The organism is Bordetella sputigena, assembly GCF_965137885.1.
In the GTDB taxonomy this organism is placed as follows: Bacteria; Pseudomonadota; Gammaproteobacteria; order Burkholderiales; family Burkholderiaceae_B; genus Bordetella_C; species Bordetella_C sputigena.
In genome coordinates this window covers 13,151-29,959 of sequence record NZ_CBCSCA010000004.1, presented here as the reverse complement: position 1 = coordinate 29,959, position 16,809 = coordinate 13,151, and the positions used below count along the sequence as shown (strand labels likewise).

Genomic DNA, 16,809 nt, shown 5'->3' with positions numbered 1-16,809 from the left:
CTGCCGTCTAGGCAGGCCGGGGGTCGGCCCCATCGGCTATCGCGCGTGCGTTGATGATCCGGTCCAGGACCCTGGTGTTGTCCCTGGGCGTGTCGTCCTTCCAGCTGAACAGCTCTTGCACCAACTGGTGATCGAGTCGCCACCGGGGGATCCCCGGATTCTCCGCCACGCGGTTATCCAGCATGAGCTGCCACCTTTGCGTGCCGCGCAGGCGTTTGATCGCCTGCGCGCGCAACGTGGAAAATTCGCCCGTGCGCTGGAGATCCTCGCCCAGTTTTACCAGGGCGGGGAGCCCCTCGAAACGCGCCATCTGCCAGATGTCCGGGCTGCGGATGAGCTGGATCCAGGCGGGGTCCACGCCGTCTTTTTCCCACTGCCTGGCGATTCTTTCCACCGCTGCCATGGCGTCGATCTCGGCGGGCCGGCCAGGGATTCGGCCAGCCTCCGGCGCCGGTTCGGGCGCTGCCGTCTCTGCCTGCATATGGCCGGCGAATACTTCGGCCGCCGCGTGGTCCGGCCGTGTTGCCGCTACCGGCTCGCGCGCCGGCGCGTCCGTCTTGCCAGGCGCGATGGCCCCCTGTTCTGGTGATTGGACAGGCTGGGGCGCGGAAAATAGCGTGGTGGGGCTGATGACGCTCATTGGCAGATCTCCTTGGGTGATAGTCCGAAGCAGGACGTCGCGATGCAAAGCGACGGTTCGTGTGGCGTCGCGAGCCCGTGAACGTTCCCCTGCCGTGCCGGTTAATGCGTCTGTGAATGGCCCACCCCCGGCTCGCGGGGACGATGCCGCCGCGGCCGGGATCGCGCCCTGGGCGAAAAGCGCGCCGACCGGCATCTCGCCGGCGGCGTCAATAGCGGCGTGCGACCCGGGCGCGAAGGGGCTGTTCAGCGCGGGCTCGTTCGCGATCGACGGCGTGTATCGGGTAAAGCCTTCCGCCGCTCCGGTCGCGCCATCCGGTCCCAGGCTCGGGAGGAATGGCTCAGGCGCGGGATCGAAAGCCGTGTCCAGGTCGTATGACGGCGCCGTCACGGGATGCGCGATCATTGTTTGGTTTCCTTGAAGTGATATGTCGGTAAAGTCGACGCTTGAGAAAAGCGACAGCTCCTGAGGGCGGCCGGACGGTAAACCGTTCCGCGTCGATTTGCCCGGATACTCGGGGGAAATTCCCTGTTTTGCGCCTGCTTTTGCGTATATCCGCGCGTTTGGCGCAATTCGGCCGACATGGCGTGGCGGCGATTCCGATGGCCGATGGGCCCGCGCATGAGCCGCCCCCGACCTTGCCGTCCCGACCGCGGCGCGCCGCGTTGTCACGCGGCGCGGGTAGAATCCCCGCATCGAATGTGGCGAGGAACGGCGTGGATCCGATCATTTCCGTCAGGGGCCTGTCCAAGACATACAAGTCCGGATTGCAAGCATTGAAGAATGTCGATCTGGATATCCGGCGTGGCGAGATCTTCGCGCTGCTGGGGCCGAACGGCGCGGGCAAGACGACGTTGATCAGCATCATCTGCGGCATCGTGAATCCCAGCCAGGGCACGGTCCTGGCGGATGGGCACGACATCGTCCGCGACTATCGGGCCGCGCGCGCCAGCATCGGCCTGGTGCCGCAGGAGCTGAACACCGATGCGTTCGAAAGCGTGTGGAGCACGGTCAGCTTCAGTCGTGGGCTGTTCGGCAAGCCGGCGAATCCGGCGCACATCGAACGCGTGCTGCGCGACCTGTCCCTGTGGGACAAGAAAGACACCCGCATCATGGCCCTGTCCGGCGGCATGAAGCGACGCGTCATGATCGCCAAGGCCTTGTCCCATGAGCCGCGTATCCTGTTTCTGGACGAGCCCACCGCGGGCGTCGACGTCGAATTGCGACGCGGTATGTGGGAAATGGTGCGGCGCCTGCGCGACCAGGGCGTCACCATCATCCTGACCACGCACTATATCGAGGAAGCCCAGGAAATGGCCGACCGCGTGGGCGTCATCCGCAGCGGGGAAATCATCCTGGTCGAAGAGAAAAACGCCTTGATGAAGAAGCTGGGCAAGCGCCAGCTGACCCTGACGCTGAAGGCCGCGCTGTCAGCGCTGCCGGCGGCGCTGGACGGCTACACGCTGGACCTGGCCGGCGAGGGCCATGAACTGGTCTATACCTACGACAACCAGGCCGGCGCCGCCGACATCGCGACGCTGCTGCGCAAGCTGGAAGAGGCGGGCATCGAATTCACCGACCTGCGCTCGTCGGAAAGCTCGCTGGAAGAAATCTTTGTCAGCCTGGTCCAGGCCCGATCATGAACATCTACGCCATACGCGCCATCTACCTTTTCGAAATGCACCGCATGTGGCGCACCATGATGCAAAGCGTGGCGTCGCCCGTCATTTCCACGTCGCTGTACTTCGTGGTCTTCGGGTCCGCCATCGGGTCGCACATGGTGAACATCGACGGCGTCAGCTACGGGGCCTTCATCGTGCCCGGCATGATCATGCTGGCCCTGCTGACGCAAAGCATCGCCAACGCATCGTTCGGCATCTACATGCCGCGCTTCACCGGCACGATCTACGAGATCCACTCGGCGCCGATCTCCTATGTGGAGATCGTCATCGGCTATGTCGGCGCCGCCGCCTCGAAGTCCATCATCCTGGGCACGATCATGCTGGTCACGGCACGCCTCTTCGTGCCCTTCAGCGTCGCGCATCCGCTGTGGATGGTCGGCTTCCTGGTGCTGACGTCGGTGACCTTCAGCCTGTTCGGCTTCATCATCGGCATCTGGGCCGACGGCTTTGAAAAGCTGCAGGTGATTCCCCTGATGGTGGTGACGCCGCTGACGTTCCTGGGCGGCAGCTTCTATTCCATCAATATGCTGCCGGACTTCTGGCGCGCGGTGACGCTGTTCAATCCGGTGGTTTATCTGGTCAGCGGTTTCCGCTGGAGCTTTTTCGGCGTGGCGGACGTGCACGTCGGCGTCAGCCTGGGCATGACCTTGGTGTTCCTGGTGGTCTGTATGGTCGCGGTGCGCTGGATCTTCAAGACGGGGTATCGGCTGAAAACCTGACGACGCCCTGGCGCGGCGGTTAAAAAAAGGCCCCGGAGCGATCCGGGGCCTTCTTGCATGGCGGTCGCGCAAGTCGCCTAAGCCGCGGGTACGGCTTCCTTCTCCAGCGCGACCTCCAGGGCGTCCTCGACGCGATCGAGGAGCACGAACCGCAGTTTGTCGCGGGCTTCCTTCGGCACGTCGTCCAGGTCCTTCTCGTTGCGGCGCGGCAGCATCACCGTGGTGATGCCGGCGCGCAGCGCGGCCAGGGTTTTTTCCTTTACCCCGCCGATCGGCAGCACCAGGCCGCGCAGGCTGACCTCGCCGGTCATGGCCACGTCGGAACGCACCGGCGTGCCCTTCAGCAGGGACGCCAAGGCCACGAACATGGCCACGCCCGCGCTGGGCCCGTCCTTGGGCGTGGCGCCAGCCGGCACGTGGACGTGGATGTCCACTTTGTCCAGCGGGTCGCCGCTCCAGGTCTTGGCCAGCGTCAGCGCGGCCTGGGCCGACTCCTTCATCACGTCGCCCAGCTGACCGGTCAGGATCAGCCTGCCGCCGCCCGGCACCTTGCTGGCTTCGATGAACAGAATGTCGCCGCCCACCGGCGTCCACGCCAGGCCGGTCGCCACGCCCGGCACGCTGGTACGCAGCGCCACTTCGTTTTCGAAGCGACGAGGTCCCAGCGGATCGCTCAGGTCGCCCGCATCGATGCGCACGCTTTGCTGGCGGCCTTCGGCGATCTGCATGGCGGCATGCCGCAACACGGAGCCGATCTCGCGCTCCAGGTTCCGCACGCCCGCCTCGCGGGTGTAGTCCTCGACGATGGCCTTCAGGGCGTCGTCGGTGATTTCCGCCTGCTCGGGCTTCAGGCCGTTCGCTTCGAGCTGGCGACGGACTAGGTAGCGGCGGGCGATCTGGATCTTTTCTTCTTCCGTATAACCGGGCAGCTGGATGATCTCCATCCGGTCGCGCAGCGGCCCGGGAATGGTGTCCAGGACGTTCGCCGTGCAGATGAACATGACGTGCGACAGATCGAAATCCACGCCCAGGTAGTTGTCGCGGAACTTGTGGTTCTGCTCCGGATCCAGGACCTCCAGCAGCGCGCTGCCGGGATCGCCATGGAAGCCGCCGGCGCCCAGCTTGTCGATCTCGTCCAGCATCAGCACGACGTTATTCGTGCCGGCCCGGCGCATCGCCTGGATGATATTGCCCGGCAGCGCGCCCAGATAGGTGCGCCGATGCCCGCGGATTTCCGCTTCGTCATGCACCCCGCCCAGCGCCACGCGCTGGAACGCGCGTCCCGTGGCACGTGCGATGGACTGCCCCAGCGACGTCTTGCCCACGCCCGGAGGGCCGGAGAAGCACAGCACCGGGCTCTTGCCCTGCGGATTCAGCTTGCGCACGGCCAGGTATTCCAGGATGCGCCGCTTGATCTTTTCCAGGCCGAAGTGGTCTTCGTCCAGGATGCGGCGGGCCTCGGCGATATCGATGGGCGGCTGCGGCTCCTGCTTCCACGGCAGTTCGGTCAGCCATTCCAGGTAGGTACGCAGCATGGCGTACTCGCCGCCGCCTTCGCTCATCCTTTGCAGGCGCTTGAGTTCCTTGCGCGCGTGGGCAAGGATGTCCTCGGGCATGCCGGCGTTGTCGATGGCGTTCTTGAGCTCTTCGACTTCCGCGGCCGTATCGTCGCCTTCGCCCAGTTCCTTCTGGATCTGGCGCAGCTGTTCGCGCAGCACGTGTTCGCGCTGGCGCTCATCGAACTGCGCGCGCGTCTTTTCGCCGATCTCGCGGCTGAGCTTCAGGACGTTGACGCGCGCCGACAGCAGCTCGATCACTTTGTCGAGCCGGCGGCCCAGGTCGAAGGTTTCCAGGATGTCCTGCTTTTCCTCGACCTTCACGTCGATCAGGTTGGCGACCATGTCGGCCAGCACCGCGGGCGAAGTCACGCCCTGGACCACGCCGGCGAGTTCGTCGGGTACGTGCGGCAGCAGGCCGATCGCGGTCACCGCCTGTTCCTTCAATTGCAGGAAGCGCGCTTCGATCTGCGGATCGGTGGTTTCGGACGGCTCGACCATGGCGACGCGCGCCACCATGTACGGCCAGCCTTCCAGGAATTCCAGCACGCGGAAGCGCGACTGGCCCTGCACGACGATGTGGTGGCTATCGTCCTGCCCGGTGATGTAGCGCACGATCGGCCCTTGCGTGCCGACCCAGTACAGGTCGGATGGGCCGACCTCGGTTTTGCTGGCGTCGCGCTGCAGCAGGAAGCCGACGGGCGTTTCGTTCTTGACGGCTTCCTGCGCCGCGGCGACCGAAGCGGGGCGGCGCACGGTCACCGGCGACAGCACGCCGGGAAACAGCACCGCGTCGCGCAGCGGGATCAGGATCATCGCATCCTGCGGCAGGGGTTTGGTGGTGCGCTGCTCCTGGACGCCGGCAGGCGCGCTGGAGCCGCCCGCGCTGACGCGGTCATCGTCGGTCCGCACTTGCATGGTGGGCCAAAGCTTCATGGCGTTTCCTTTCTTTTCCTGAACGTCAATACAAGGCAACCATCCGACATCTCGGGTGTATCGGGTTCGAGTGCGGCCAGCGGCAGGGCGATCCGGCGTTCGAATCGCCCATAGGGGATTTCGACGCGGTGGATATGCGCGGCCTGCGACGCCGGCAGGCGGCGCATGCCCGATACCGTCACGCCATCGGATTGATAGCGCACGGTAATCGCCGACGACGGCACACCGGGTAGCGCGATGTGCACGATGACGGCCTCGGCCGTCTCGATGACATCGATGGGGGGCTCCCAGACATGCGGGTCCGCCGTGCAGGCGCGAAAGAATTGCCGTTGCAGGCGCTCCGCCTGTTCCAGCATGGAGAGGGCGTCGCCCCACATCCAGGACGTCAAATCGCGTGATCTCATGGTTCTTGCCTACGAGGTATGCCGTGTAAATGGCGACGCCCGGCAACGTTTCAAGGGCGGCCACGCGGACGGAAAAGCAGGTCGCAGCATGTAGCGTTCCGCTGGACGGAGCTATGCCGCCGGGGACGCATCCGCGTCCCGGCTTTCAGCGCTCGGGAGGCAAAAACCAGGGGCGATCGGCTAGCCGGCGCCGCCGGTGCGGGGCCGGCGGCGCAGCGTGTAGAAAAGAATCACGCCGACTGGCGCCGCCAGGGCGGCCCAGGAGGCCCAGTGCCAGATATCAGAGCCCAGTAGCGCGGCCAGCAGGCCGAAGGCGGTCAGCGCCACCAGGATCAGGGGCGCGCGCCATACGAACCAGAATTTGTGCGAACCGGGCATGCTGGGATGTCCTTCTAGGCGGGATGGGCGTTGGAATGGCGTGATTTTATAATAAGAATCGTTCTTGTTATGTGCCTTGCCAGCCAGCCTTGCCAACTAGTCTTCCGGCCGGCGGCGCCAGAAGAACCAGGCCAGCGCCAGGACGGCCCCCGCGCCCAGCAGCACGGCCGCCGTCAGGTAGACCGGCCGCGCGCGCGGCGCCATGTCATGGTACAGGCGCGTCGCGGCGGCGGTGGCGTCGGGCGGCAGGGACAGCGGGTAGACGCCATAGGCGAAAGCCAGCACGGCGCTGCCCAGCAGCAGCAGGAAGAGGGCGCTCCATCCCAGTTGTGGAATGCGCGGCCCGCGCACCGGCGCGCTCGCCTTGGCGCGGGAAGAGGATGCCGCGCGCGTTTTGCGGGCCGGAGCCTCCGCGCTGCCTTTCGCGCGGCGTTCGGCCTTGGCCGCCGCCTTTTCCTTGGCCGCCTTTTCCCGGGCTTTTTCCTTGGCCGCGGCTTCGGCGGGATCGCGGGGCGGGCGGTTCATCCAGCCGCGCAGGCCCGCCAGGCACCCGAAACCCGCCAGCGCGCCGAAAATGGCCGCGGGCGAGAGCGTGTTGCCGCCCGCCAGCCAATGCGACGTGCCGCCCACCAGGGCCGACGCGCCCAGCACGTCGTAAAGGCGGTGACCCAGCCAGGCGATCGCGGCCAGCGCGCCGACCACGGTTGCGGCGACGCACGCCGCCCCGGCGATATTGCCCTTGTGTTCTTCTTCGAAGGCCACCACGGCGATGCCGACCAGCCGGATACAGAGCAGCGTGGCGGCGATAAGCACCGCCGCGACGATCCAGGACAGCGAGAAACCGTAGATGAAGCGAGCCAGAACCAGGGCCATGGAAAACAAAAGAGTAGTTAGCGCGCCGGCAGCGCGCGGGCCGGATCGACAGGCTTGCCGCTCTGGCGCAGTTCGAAATACAGCCCCACCTGTTTGCTATCGCTATCGCCCATTTCGGCGATCCGCTGGCCCTGCGTGACTTGTTGGCCCTGCTTGACCAGCAGTTTGCGGTTGTGCGCGTAGATAGTCAGGTATCCGGACGTATGGCGCAGGATGACGAGATTGCCGTAGCCGCGCAGCCCGTTGCTGGCATAGGCCACGGAGCCGGCCGCGGCCGCGACGACCGGCGTGCCCGCCGTGTTGACGATGCGCAGGCCTTGCGACGAAGAACCGTTGAACCGCTGGGCCAGCGTGCCCTGTGCGGGCCAGACCAGCGTGATGCCGCGCAGCGGCGTCGTGTCGGCGGGCTTGGCCGGCTCCGTCTTCGCCGGCTTCGCATTGCCGGAGGAGCCCGCCGAGGAAGAACGGGTACCGCTACGGGACGAAGCGTCCGTGCCGCCGGCGGGCGGCGCCACCCGCAGCACCTGCCCGACATCAAGGCGATTCGCGCTTTCCAGTTTGTTCCAGCGCATCAGATCGCCGATGCTCTGGTTGTTGTCACGCGCGATCTGCGTCAGCGTGTCGCCTGATTTGACGCGATAGTAGCCGGGGCCGACTGGCGTCGATGCGCAGGCGGCCAGCAACAGCGCCAGGACCGCGGCGCAAGCCAGGCGCCGCGCTCGGCCGGCGTAACCGATCCCGGCATGGCCGGGGAAAGACGGATGGGAGTGAAATGACGATAGGACGGGCACTGGCGAAACAGGTTTCCGGATCTTCTGCGATGGGCGCCACGATGGCGCCCCCGCGAAGGGTACCAAGAAACCGGCCAGTGCGCCCGGATCAGCCGATCTGCACCGGCACGAACAGCTTGCCGTCGCCGCGCTGGACCAGCAGGGCGGCGGTCTTGCCGGCCTTGGCGACGGCGCTGCGCACTTCGTTGACGCTGCGCGTCGGCACCCCGTTCACGGACAGGATGATGTCGCCGGCCTGGATGCCCGCCTTGGCGGCGGCGCCTTCGGCCTGTTCCACCAGCAGGCCCTGCGTGCCGGCCTGTTCCTGTTCGTCCGGCGTCAAGGGCCGCAGCGCCAGGCCGAGCTTGGCATGCTGCCCGCCTTGCGACGCATCGGACGCGACGGCGTCCGCCTTGCCGTAGGTGCCCAGCGTGGCCGTGACTTCGATGGGCTTGCCGTTGCGCCATACATCCAGCTTCACGCGCTGGCCGGGGTCCTGCAGCGTGATGACCGACGACAGATCGCCGGACGAGACGATCGGACGCCCGTCGATCGCGCGGATGACGTCGCCGGACTTCAAGCCCGCCTTGTCGGCCGCGCTGCCTTTTTCGACGCTGGCCACCAGCGCCCCGGTGGGGCTGTCCAGCTTGAAGGAGTTCGCCAGCTCCTGGTTGACCTCCTGCACGGTCACGCCCAGCATGGCGTGCCGCACCTTGCCGTGGGCCACGATCTCATCCTTGATCTTGGTGGCCACGTTGATGGGGATGGCGAACGACAAGCCCTGGAAGCCGCCGGTGCGCGTATAGATCTGCGAATTGATGCCGACCACTTCGCCGCGCGTATTGAACAGCGGACCGCCGGAGTTACCGGGGTTGACCGCGACGTCCGTCTGGATGAAAGGCACCGACGTATCGTCGGGCAGCGACCGGCCCTTGGCGCTGACGATGCCGGCGGTCGCGGTATTTTCCAGGCCGTAGGGCGAACCGATGGCCAATACCCAGTCGCCGACGTTCACGTCGTCGACGTTGCCCAGCTTCACCACGGGCAGATGGGAGGCATCGATCTTGATCACGGCCACATCGGTGACTGGATCGCTGCCCAGGACCTTGGCGCGGTATTCGCGGCGATCCGTCAGCTTGACGGTGACTTCGTTGGCATCCTGCACGACGTGGGCATTGGTCAGGATCAGACCGTCGGGGCTGATGATGAAGCCCGAGCCTTCGCCGCGGATCGGCACTTCGCGCGTGCCGCCGGGGCCCATCTGGCCGGGCATGCCGGGAAAGCCGGGCATGCCGCCGAAGAACTGGGCGAAGGGATCCTGCTGCAGGGCGACCTTCTTGGTGCCCGATACGCTGATGTTCACCACCGCGGGGCCATACTGGCGCGTGATCTGCGCGAAGTTCGGCAGCGACATGGTGCCGGCGGCCGGTTGCACCTGCTGGGTCAGCGCGGGCGGCGCGTTCTCCGCGTGGGATGCGGTGCCCATGATGCCGGCGGCCGCGGTGGCGCCGATGACGCCGGCCGCAACCAGCGACATCGTCAAACGGGTGGGGGAGAAGGTTTTGAATTTCATGTCGGGTCCTCGAGCGCTAGTCCTGTGGGCATTTGTTCCAGTCGCTCGTTTCAGCGAGCGCCTCCTGGAACACGGCGCTATCTTCGAACCCGATCCTTAGGCGAAACTTAAGCGGAAAAACCAAGCGGAAAAATCGAGCGGGAACCCTGGCCGGAATTCACGCGGGGGCGCCCGCCGGAAAACGCACCCGCACGCGCAGGCCGCCCAGGCGCGGCGCGTCTTCCAGGAAGACGGCGGCCTCATGGCGGCGCGCCACGGCTTCGACGATGGACAGTCCCAGGCCGCTGCCTACCGCGTCATGGTTCTGCGCCCGATAGAAGCGATCGAACACCCGCTCGCGTTCGGCCGGAGGAATGCCGGGGCCGCTGTCGTCGACGGTCAGCGTCACGGCGTCGCCATGGACGTCGACGCCGACGTCGATACGGCCTTCCGCCGGTGTGTATTTGATGGCGTTATCCAGCAGATTGCGCGCCAGCAGCGCCAGGGAATCGGGATCGCCGCGCACCCATGCCTGCGGCACGCCGTCCATGCCGATATCCATGGCCTTGGCATTGGCCTCCGGCAGAATGTCGGAGATGGATTGCCGCATAAGCTGCACGAGCTCCACGGGCCTGGCCGCGCTCTGCGTGGCCGCGGCATCATGGCGGGCCATCGATAGCAGTTGTTCGATCAGCCGCGATGCGCGGTCTATGCCCGTGGCGAGGCGGTCCACCGCAATGCGCCGAGCGGCTTCGTCGCCGGGGCGCTGCAAGGCCTGCAACTGCAGGCGCAGCGCGGCCAGCGGCGAGCGCAATTCATGGGCGGCGTCGCCGACGAAGCGCTTCTGCGTCGCGAAGGCCTGTCGCGTGCGCTCAAGCAGCAGGTTCAGTTCATGCACCAGCGGGCGGATCTCATCGGGCAGGCCGGCTTCGCCCACCGGCGATAGGGCTTCGGGCTGGCGCTTGGCCAGCTCGTCGCGCGTGCGTCGCACCGGCCGCAACGATGCGCCCACCACCCACCACACGACGATCATCAGCAGCGGCGCCGCGGCCGCGATGGGGCCGACGCTGCGCAAGGCCAGCGCACGCGCGGTCTTCTGCCGCACGTCCATGTCCTGTGCCACCTGCGTCACCTGGAATGGCGTGGCCATCGCATAGACGCGATAGGTCGACGCGCCCGCGCGCACGGTCGAAAAACCCAGCACCACCGGATCCGGCAGCAGTTTGCCGGACGCGGACTTGAACAGCCGCGCGCCATCGGCGGTCCAGATCTGGATGATCAGGTTGTCGGCGGGCGCCGGGCCGGCCGGCGCGGACGGCGTGGCGCTGAGCAGGCCGTCGCCCGCGGTCAGCGAGGCGGCGGTGCGCTGCAATTGCGCATCAAAGATTTCGTCGGTCTGCTGGAGAATGTTGCGGTAGGCCACGATGCCCTGCACCAGGGCGGCCAGCAGGATGGATGCGAACAGGAAAAAAATCAGGCGGCCCCTGAGCGAGGACCCGAGCGGAATTTTCATGTCTGGGGAGTGGACCCGTACGGGCGCCTCATGCTTGCGGGAGCAGCGACGGGATCAGCGCGATTCATGTTTTCGGAATGACGTAGCCAACGCCGCGCACGTTCTGGATGAAGCGCTGGCCGAGTTTCTTGCGCAGCCCGTGTATATAGACTTCGACGGCGTTGCTGCTGATTTCTTCCTGCCAGCTGTAGAGTTTTTCTTCCAGCTGCGCCCGCGACAATATCATGCCGGGACGGGCGATCAGCGGTTCCAGCACGGCCCATTCGCGCGCCGTCAGCGTGACGGGTTCGCCGTTGACGCGCGCGGAGCGATCCTGCGGATCGATGCTGACGCCGGCATGTTCGAAGACGGGCTCGGCGCGTCCGGCGCTGCGCCGTATCAGCGCACGCATGCGCGCCAGCAATTCTTCCATGTCGTAAGGCTTGATGACGTAGTCGTCCGCGCCCGCATCCAGGCCGGCGATGCGGTCGGCCACCGCATCGCGCGCGGTGGCGATCAACACCGGCGTGCGGTTGCGGCGCGTGCGCAGATCGCGCAACAGGTTCAGCCCATCCCCATCCGGCAGGCCAAGGTCCAGCAGCACCAGATCGTAGGGGCCGGTACGCAAGGCCAGGTCCGCGCCCTTGGCATTCTTTTCCCAGTCCACCGCATAGTTTTCCGCGCGCAGGCCGTCGAATACGCTTTCGCCGATCATCCGATCGTCTTCCACCAAAAGAATGCGCATGCGTTTCTCCTTCAGCGAGGCCGGTCCAGCATCACAAGCTTTGGCGTTGGAGCCTGACACCGATCTTAAGTTCCTGGCGCGCAAGTCGCGCCGTACAACAAGCGTGTATGCGGTCTGCTCTCGTTTTGTAACTTCCCGAAGCGGCTTCTGGTTACACCCCTGGGCTATAAGGTAACTGTCATACCCCGCCGCATGCGGGCGAGAGTAGAAAAACGTGCAAAGCCCATCCATACCCGTCACGAGCGAGAACGTCGGCAAGCATGCGTTGCTGTTCGACCTGGACGGAACGTTGGCGCCCATCGCGGCGACGCCGCAGCAGGCGCACGTTCCCACTGAAACATTGGACGTCCTGGCGCGCCTGGAAAAGCTGACCGGCGGCGCCATCGCGATTGTATCGGGCAGGCCGCTATCGCAGATAGACGCGCTGGTCCAGCCGCTGGTGCTGACCGGCGCCGGCCTGCACGGCGCGCAATGGCGCGGGCCCGACGGCACGCTGCATGAACTGCCGGTCGATACGGCGGCGGTCGCGCGCATGGTCGAAAGCCTGGCGCCGCTGGTCGATCGCTGGTCCGGCACGCAACTGGAGCACAAGGGCTTGTCCCTGGCCTTTCACTATCGTAATGCGCCTGACCGCGAACATGATGCGCGCATCGCCGCCGAATTGGCGATCCAGCCGCATGCCGATCGCTTCGTGCTGCAGCCCGGCAAGATGGTGGTCGAGATCAAGCCGCGGCAAGCGAGCAAGGCGGCGGCCATCAACCGCCTGATGGGTATGCCACCCTTTGCGGGGCGCATACCCTTATTCGCTGGCGACGACCTGACAGATGAGGCCGGTTTCCAGGCGGTGAGGGCCCTGGGGGGCGTCACCATCAAGATCGGGGAAGGGGACAGCGTCGCCGACTGGCGCTTTCCCACGCCCGCCGCGCTGGCGGCCTGGCTCGCCTTGCTTTGAGCTCCCCGCAAACACTAGAAGAAGGAGGTCGGCCATGAGCAGGCTAGTCGTTGTATCGAATCGGGTCGCGCCCATCGCGGAAGGAAAACCCACCGCCGGCGGGCTGGCGGTGGGCGTCTTCGATGCCCTGAAGCAGACTGGCGGCATATGGTTCGGATGGAATGGCGATATCGCCGATGGGTCCACGCCGCCGGATACCGTACACAAGGACACGCGCGACAACATCACCTATGCCACCGTCGCCCTGTCGCGCACCGATTACGACCAGTACTACCGGGGTTTTTCCAACGGCATGCTATGGCCGGTATTTCACTACCGGCCAGATCTGGCCCGCTACGATCGCCGTGAATATGCCGGCTATTGCCGTGTCAATCGATGGCTGGTGGAACGGCTCAAGCCCTTGCTCGAGCCCGACGACATCCTGTGGGTGCACGACTACCATCTGCTGCCTTTCGCGCGCGCCTGCCGCCAGGCCGGCATACGCAACCGCATCGGTTTCTTCCTGCATATTCCGTTTCCCGCCGAACCCGTCATGGCGACGGTGCCGCCGCACCGCGAATTGATGGAAGCGATGTGCGCCTACGATCTGGTGGGCTTCCAGACCGATTCGGACCGTCGCGCTTTCGTCGATTATGTCTGCCGCCGCCTGGGGGCGGCGCGCCGCGGCGACCGCTATGTCGAAATCGGCGGACACCGCATCGGCGCCGGGGTGTACCCGATCGGCATCTATCCCGATGAAATCCAGGAGCTATCGCTCAAGCACAACCGTTCGCGCCAGATCACCAATCTGAAGCAGGGCCTGCAGCAGCGCAGGCTGATGGTCAGCGTGGACAGGCTGGACTACAGCAAGGGAATGGTCGAGCGCTTCACGGCGTTCGAGCGGCTGCTGGAGATGACGCCGGCGCATCGCGGCCAGGTGACCTTCGTGCAGATCGCGCCGCCGTCGCGTTCCGACGTGGAGCAGTACCGCAGGATCCGGCGGCAGCTGGAAAGCGCCGCCGGCAGCATCAATGGGCGCTGGTCGGACCTGGCGTGGACGCCGCTGCGCTATATCAATAAATCCTACGATCGGGCGTTGCTGATGTCGCTGTTCCGCGCCTCGCAGGTCGGCTATGTGACGCCGCTGCGCGATGGGATGAACCTGGTGGCCAAGGAGTACGTCGCCGCCCAGTCGCCGGACGATCCCGGCGTGCTGGTGCTGTCGGAATTCGCCGGCGCGGCGGAAGAGCTGGGCGAGGGCGCGCTATTGGTCAATCCCTACGACGCGGACGGCATGGCGGAAACGCTGGATCGCGCCCTGACCATGGCCTTGCCGGAGCGCATGGCGCGCCACCGCAATATGCTGGCAAGGCTGACCGAGAACAATCTTTCGCGCTGGCGCGATCGCTTCCTGAACGATCTGCAGAGCGAGACGGTCACGCCCGAAGTCGTCGCCTGAATCAGCGGCGGTGCGCCGAAATGGTGTAGCGTTCGGTGCGGGCGCGCGCCATCGCCTTGCGGACCTCATCGACGGAATCGGCGAATTCGTCGATGAAGTTGAACACGCCTTCCACGGAATCGAATAGGAAATTGGCGGCCGGCACCGCCACGCGGCGCTGGGCGAAGCGAGCGGTCGCGCGGGCGCCGCGCTTGAGCGCGGCAGTGTCGGAAGGGGTGAGGGTGAGAAAGGAAAGGCGGCGCGAACCCATGGTGCTGCTCCTGTCGGGGATAAAAACGAGCTTCAGTGCAATCATGATAAACACCTATTTTGATGCGCCGCAACAAGCGTTTCGGCAGAAGCTCAATCCCGTTACGAATAAGCATATACGTGCCTTTTCATGGTGCGTATGCCCCGGGAAATCCTCCGTAATGGTGCGCCGCAATGTCGCATGAGCGCAACAACGCTGAAGGCTTCGGCGGCATCCGGGCGGAGGCGGCGGCCGCGGCGGACACGAGGCGGGGGCTTGCGCGGGATACGGATGAGCGCGACGAGTGGCTGGAGGCCGATGGTCGCGGCGGCTACGCCAGCGGCACGGTCGGCGGCCTGCGTACGCGCCGCTATCACGCGCTGCTCCTGTGCGCGACGCGTCCGCCCACCGGGCGCAAGGTACTGGTGAACGGCGTGGAGGCCTGGGTGCAGTGCGCCGGCGGCCGCCAGGCCCTGACCCGGCAGCGCTACGCGCCGGACCTCGTCGTGCCGGACGATGCCGCCGAGATGCTGTCCTTCGACCTGCATCCCTGGCCCACCTGGCGGCTGGGCCTGCGGGATGGACGGGTGGTGAGCTTTGCCTGTTTCGTCGACAAGGCGAGCGCCCGCACGGTGTTGCGTTGGGAGTTGGAGGGCGTGCCTGCCCGCGCGGCAGGCGCCGGGGCGCCGGCGCAAGCCGACGGCGCCCCGGCGGACGGCCACGCCCCGGGGGATGGCGGCGGCCCGCTTATGCTCAGGGTGCGGCCTTTGCTGTCCGGCCGCGACTACCACGCGCTGCACCGGGAAAATCCCGCCTTCGATTTCTCCGCCACGGTCGATGGCCAAGGCGTGCAATGGCAGCCGTATGGCGACGTGCCGGCGGTTGCCGCGCACACCAATGGCCGTTATGCCCATGAGCCGGATTGGTACCGCAACTTCTGCTACGTACGCGAACGCGAACGCGGCCTGGACGACATCGAGGACCTGGCCACGCCGGGCGTATTTTCCTTCGACCTGGACGCCGGACCGGCGGTCATCATCCTGTCCGCGGTCGGGCTGGCTACCCCCGGCGGCGTATCGCCTGGCGCCGCGCGGGCCGACGTACAAGGCGGCGATCCGGATGTCGGCACCGGCCGGGGCGCCGCGCGCCCGTCCATGGCCGCGCGGGCGGACGATGCGCCGTCAGCGGATCAAACGGGCGACGCCATCGTCATGGCCGCGCGCATGGCCGCGCGCGAGGCCGCGCGCCGCGCCGCATATCCCGACCGCCTGCAACGCGCCGCCGACGCCTATGTGGTTTCCCGCGCGCAAGGCCTGACGCTGGTCGCGGGCTACCCCTGGTTCACCGACTGGGGCCGCGATACCTTCATCGCCATGCGCGGCCTGCTGCTGGCCACGGGCCGCCTGGCCGAGGCCCGCGTCATCCTGCTGGAATGGACCCGCTATATTTCCCGCGGCATGCTGCCGAATACCTTTCCGGACGAAGGCAGCGAACCCGCCTACAACTCGGTGGATGCCTCGCTGTGGTTCGTCATCGCGGCGCATGACTACCTGCGGACCGACCATGCCGATGACGCGGCGCGCGCCAGTCTGCGCGCGGCCATCGATGCCATCGTGGCCGGCTATGCCGCCGGCACCCGCCACGGCATCGCGGCCGACGCCGACGGGTTGCTGCGCGCGGGTTGCCCCGGCCTGCAGTTGACCTGGATGGATGCCAAGGTCGGCGATTGGGTGGTGACCCCGCGCATCGGCAAGCCGGTGGAAGTCCAGGCGCTGTGGATCAACGCGCTGCGCATCGCTTCCGCCTGGAATCCCGGCTGCCGCGATCTGGAAAAGCAGGCCACGGCGTCGTTCCTGCGGCGCTTCCCCAAGCCGGATGGCAGCGGGCTCTACGATGTGGTGGATGACGGCCACGAAGCCGGCCGCCTGGATGGCAGCATACGGCCGAACCAGCTTTTCGCCGTCGGCGGCCTGCCCCATGCCGTGCTGGACGGACCGCTGGCGCGGGCCGTGGTGGCGCAGGTCGAAGGCAAACTGCTGACGCCCATGGGGCCGCGCACGCTGGCGCCGGACGACGCGGCCTATATCGGCCATTACCAGGGTGGTCCCAGGCAGCGGGATGCGGCCTACCACCAGGGCACGGCCTGGCCCTGGCTGATCGGCGCGTTCGTGCAGGCCTGGCTGCGCACCCGCGCCGCGGCGGGCAGCCTGGACCCGGCGGCGGTGGCGCAATTGCGCGCGCGCTGGCTGGCGCCCCTGTATCGCCATCTGGATGAAGGCGGATTGGACCATGTATCGGAGATCGCCGATGGCGATGCCCCGCACCGCTGCGCGGGCGCGCCTTTCCAGGCCTGGTCGCTGGGCGAGCTGCTCCGCGCGGAAAGCATGTTGCGCGATGCCGTGCCGGCCGTCGCGCGGACGCGGTAAATTCATCGTTTCGCCTG

The 16,809-nt window shown here is 66.6% G+C and carries 15 protein-coding genes; 5 read left to right on the top strand and 10 right to left on the bottom strand.

The window, feature by feature from the left end:
- Positions 1-7 precede the first annotated feature (7 nt).
- Positions 8-1,045 carry a hypothetical protein gene (locus ACNA0R_RS08760; RefSeq protein ID WP_415825589.1) on the bottom strand — a complete coding sequence of 346 codons (1,038 nt, stop codon included), beginning with the start codon at positions 1,043-1,045 and terminating at the stop codon, positions 8-10.
- Positions 1,046-1,356: 311 nt separating this feature from the next.
- On the opposite strand from ACNA0R_RS08760, the gene ACNA0R_RS08755 reads away from it, so the two are divergent.
- Positions 1,357-2,283, top strand: a complete 927-nt coding sequence (locus ACNA0R_RS08755) for an ABC transporter ATP-binding protein (protein WP_415825588.1) — start codon at positions 1,357-1,359, stop codon at positions 2,281-2,283.
- Positions 2,280-3,041: an ABC transporter permease gene (locus ACNA0R_RS08750; RefSeq protein WP_415825587.1), complete on the top strand. Its 762-nt coding sequence runs from the start codon at positions 2,280-2,282 to the stop codon at positions 3,039-3,041. The genes ACNA0R_RS08755 and ACNA0R_RS08750 overlap by 4 nt, the downstream gene beginning before the upstream one ends.
- A gap of 77 nt (positions 3,042-3,118) precedes the next feature.
- Here the strand turns inward: ACNA0R_RS08750 and lon are convergent, their stop codons facing one another.
- The 8 genes from lon to ACNA0R_RS08710 form a co-directional block, all read right to left on the bottom strand.
- On the bottom strand, positions 3,119-5,413 hold the full coding sequence (gene lon / locus ACNA0R_RS08745) for an endopeptidase La (protein ID WP_415826052.1): 2,295 nt from the start codon (positions 5,411-5,413) through the stop codon (positions 3,119-3,121).
- 116 nt (positions 5,414-5,529) lie between these two features.
- Complete coding sequence (locus ACNA0R_RS08740; RefSeq protein ID WP_415825586.1) at positions 5,530-5,937, bottom strand: Hsp20/alpha crystallin family protein; 408 nt, start codon at positions 5,935-5,937, stop codon at positions 5,530-5,532.
- Between the two features lie 180 nt (positions 5,938-6,117).
- Positions 6,118-6,315, bottom strand: a complete 198-nt coding sequence (locus ACNA0R_RS08735) for a hypothetical protein (RefSeq protein ID WP_415825585.1) — start codon at positions 6,313-6,315, stop codon at positions 6,118-6,120.
- Positions 6,316-6,411: 96 nt separating this feature from the next.
- On the bottom strand, positions 6,412-7,188 hold the full coding sequence (locus ACNA0R_RS08730; protein WP_415825584.1) for a hypothetical protein: 777 nt from the start codon (positions 7,186-7,188) through the stop codon (positions 6,412-6,414).
- A gap of 17 nt (positions 7,189-7,205) precedes the next feature.
- Complete coding sequence (locus tag ACNA0R_RS08725) at positions 7,206-7,925, bottom strand: peptidoglycan DD-metalloendopeptidase family protein (protein WP_415826051.1); 720 nt, start codon at positions 7,923-7,925, stop codon at positions 7,206-7,208.
- Between the two features lie 142 nt (positions 7,926-8,067).
- Entirely contained in the window at positions 8,068-9,531 is a 1,464-nt protein-coding gene (locus ACNA0R_RS08720) for a DegQ family serine endoprotease (RefSeq protein WP_415825583.1), read from the bottom strand.
- 157 nt (positions 9,532-9,688) lie between these two features.
- Positions 9,689-11,023, bottom strand: a complete 1,335-nt coding sequence (locus tag ACNA0R_RS08715) for an ATP-binding protein (RefSeq protein ID WP_415825582.1) — start codon at positions 11,021-11,023, stop codon at positions 9,689-9,691.
- Between the two features lie 64 nt (positions 11,024-11,087).
- Positions 11,088-11,747 (bottom strand): response regulator, encoded by a 660-nt coding sequence (locus ACNA0R_RS08710; RefSeq protein WP_415825581.1) that lies wholly within the window; start codon positions 11,745-11,747, stop codon positions 11,088-11,090.
- A 214-nt stretch (positions 11,748-11,961) separates the two neighbouring features.
- On the opposite strand from ACNA0R_RS08710, the gene otsB reads away from it, so the two are divergent.
- Positions 11,962-12,699 carry a trehalose-phosphatase gene (gene otsB, locus ACNA0R_RS08705; RefSeq protein WP_415825580.1) on the top strand — a complete coding sequence of 246 codons (738 nt, stop codon included), beginning with the start codon at positions 11,962-11,964 and terminating at the stop codon, positions 12,697-12,699.
- A gap of 34 nt (positions 12,700-12,733) precedes the next feature.
- On the top strand, positions 12,734-14,137 hold the full coding sequence (gene otsA / locus ACNA0R_RS08700) for an alpha,alpha-trehalose-phosphate synthase (UDP-forming) (protein WP_415825579.1): 1,404 nt from the start codon (positions 12,734-12,736) through the stop codon (positions 14,135-14,137).
- A 1-nt stretch (position 14,138) separates the two neighbouring features.
- Here the strand turns inward: otsA and ACNA0R_RS08695 are convergent, their stop codons facing one another.
- Positions 14,139-14,432 (bottom strand): hypothetical protein, encoded by a 294-nt coding sequence (locus ACNA0R_RS08695; RefSeq protein ID WP_415825578.1) that lies wholly within the window; start codon positions 14,430-14,432, stop codon positions 14,139-14,141.
- 128 nt (positions 14,433-14,560) lie between these two features.
- Between ACNA0R_RS08695 and ACNA0R_RS08690 the strand changes: the two genes are divergently transcribed.
- A complete protein-coding gene (locus ACNA0R_RS08690) occupies positions 14,561-16,792 on the top strand; it encodes an amylo-alpha-1,6-glucosidase (RefSeq protein WP_415825577.1) in 2,232 nt (743 codons plus the stop codon).
- Positions 16,793-16,809: the final 17 nt, after the last annotated feature.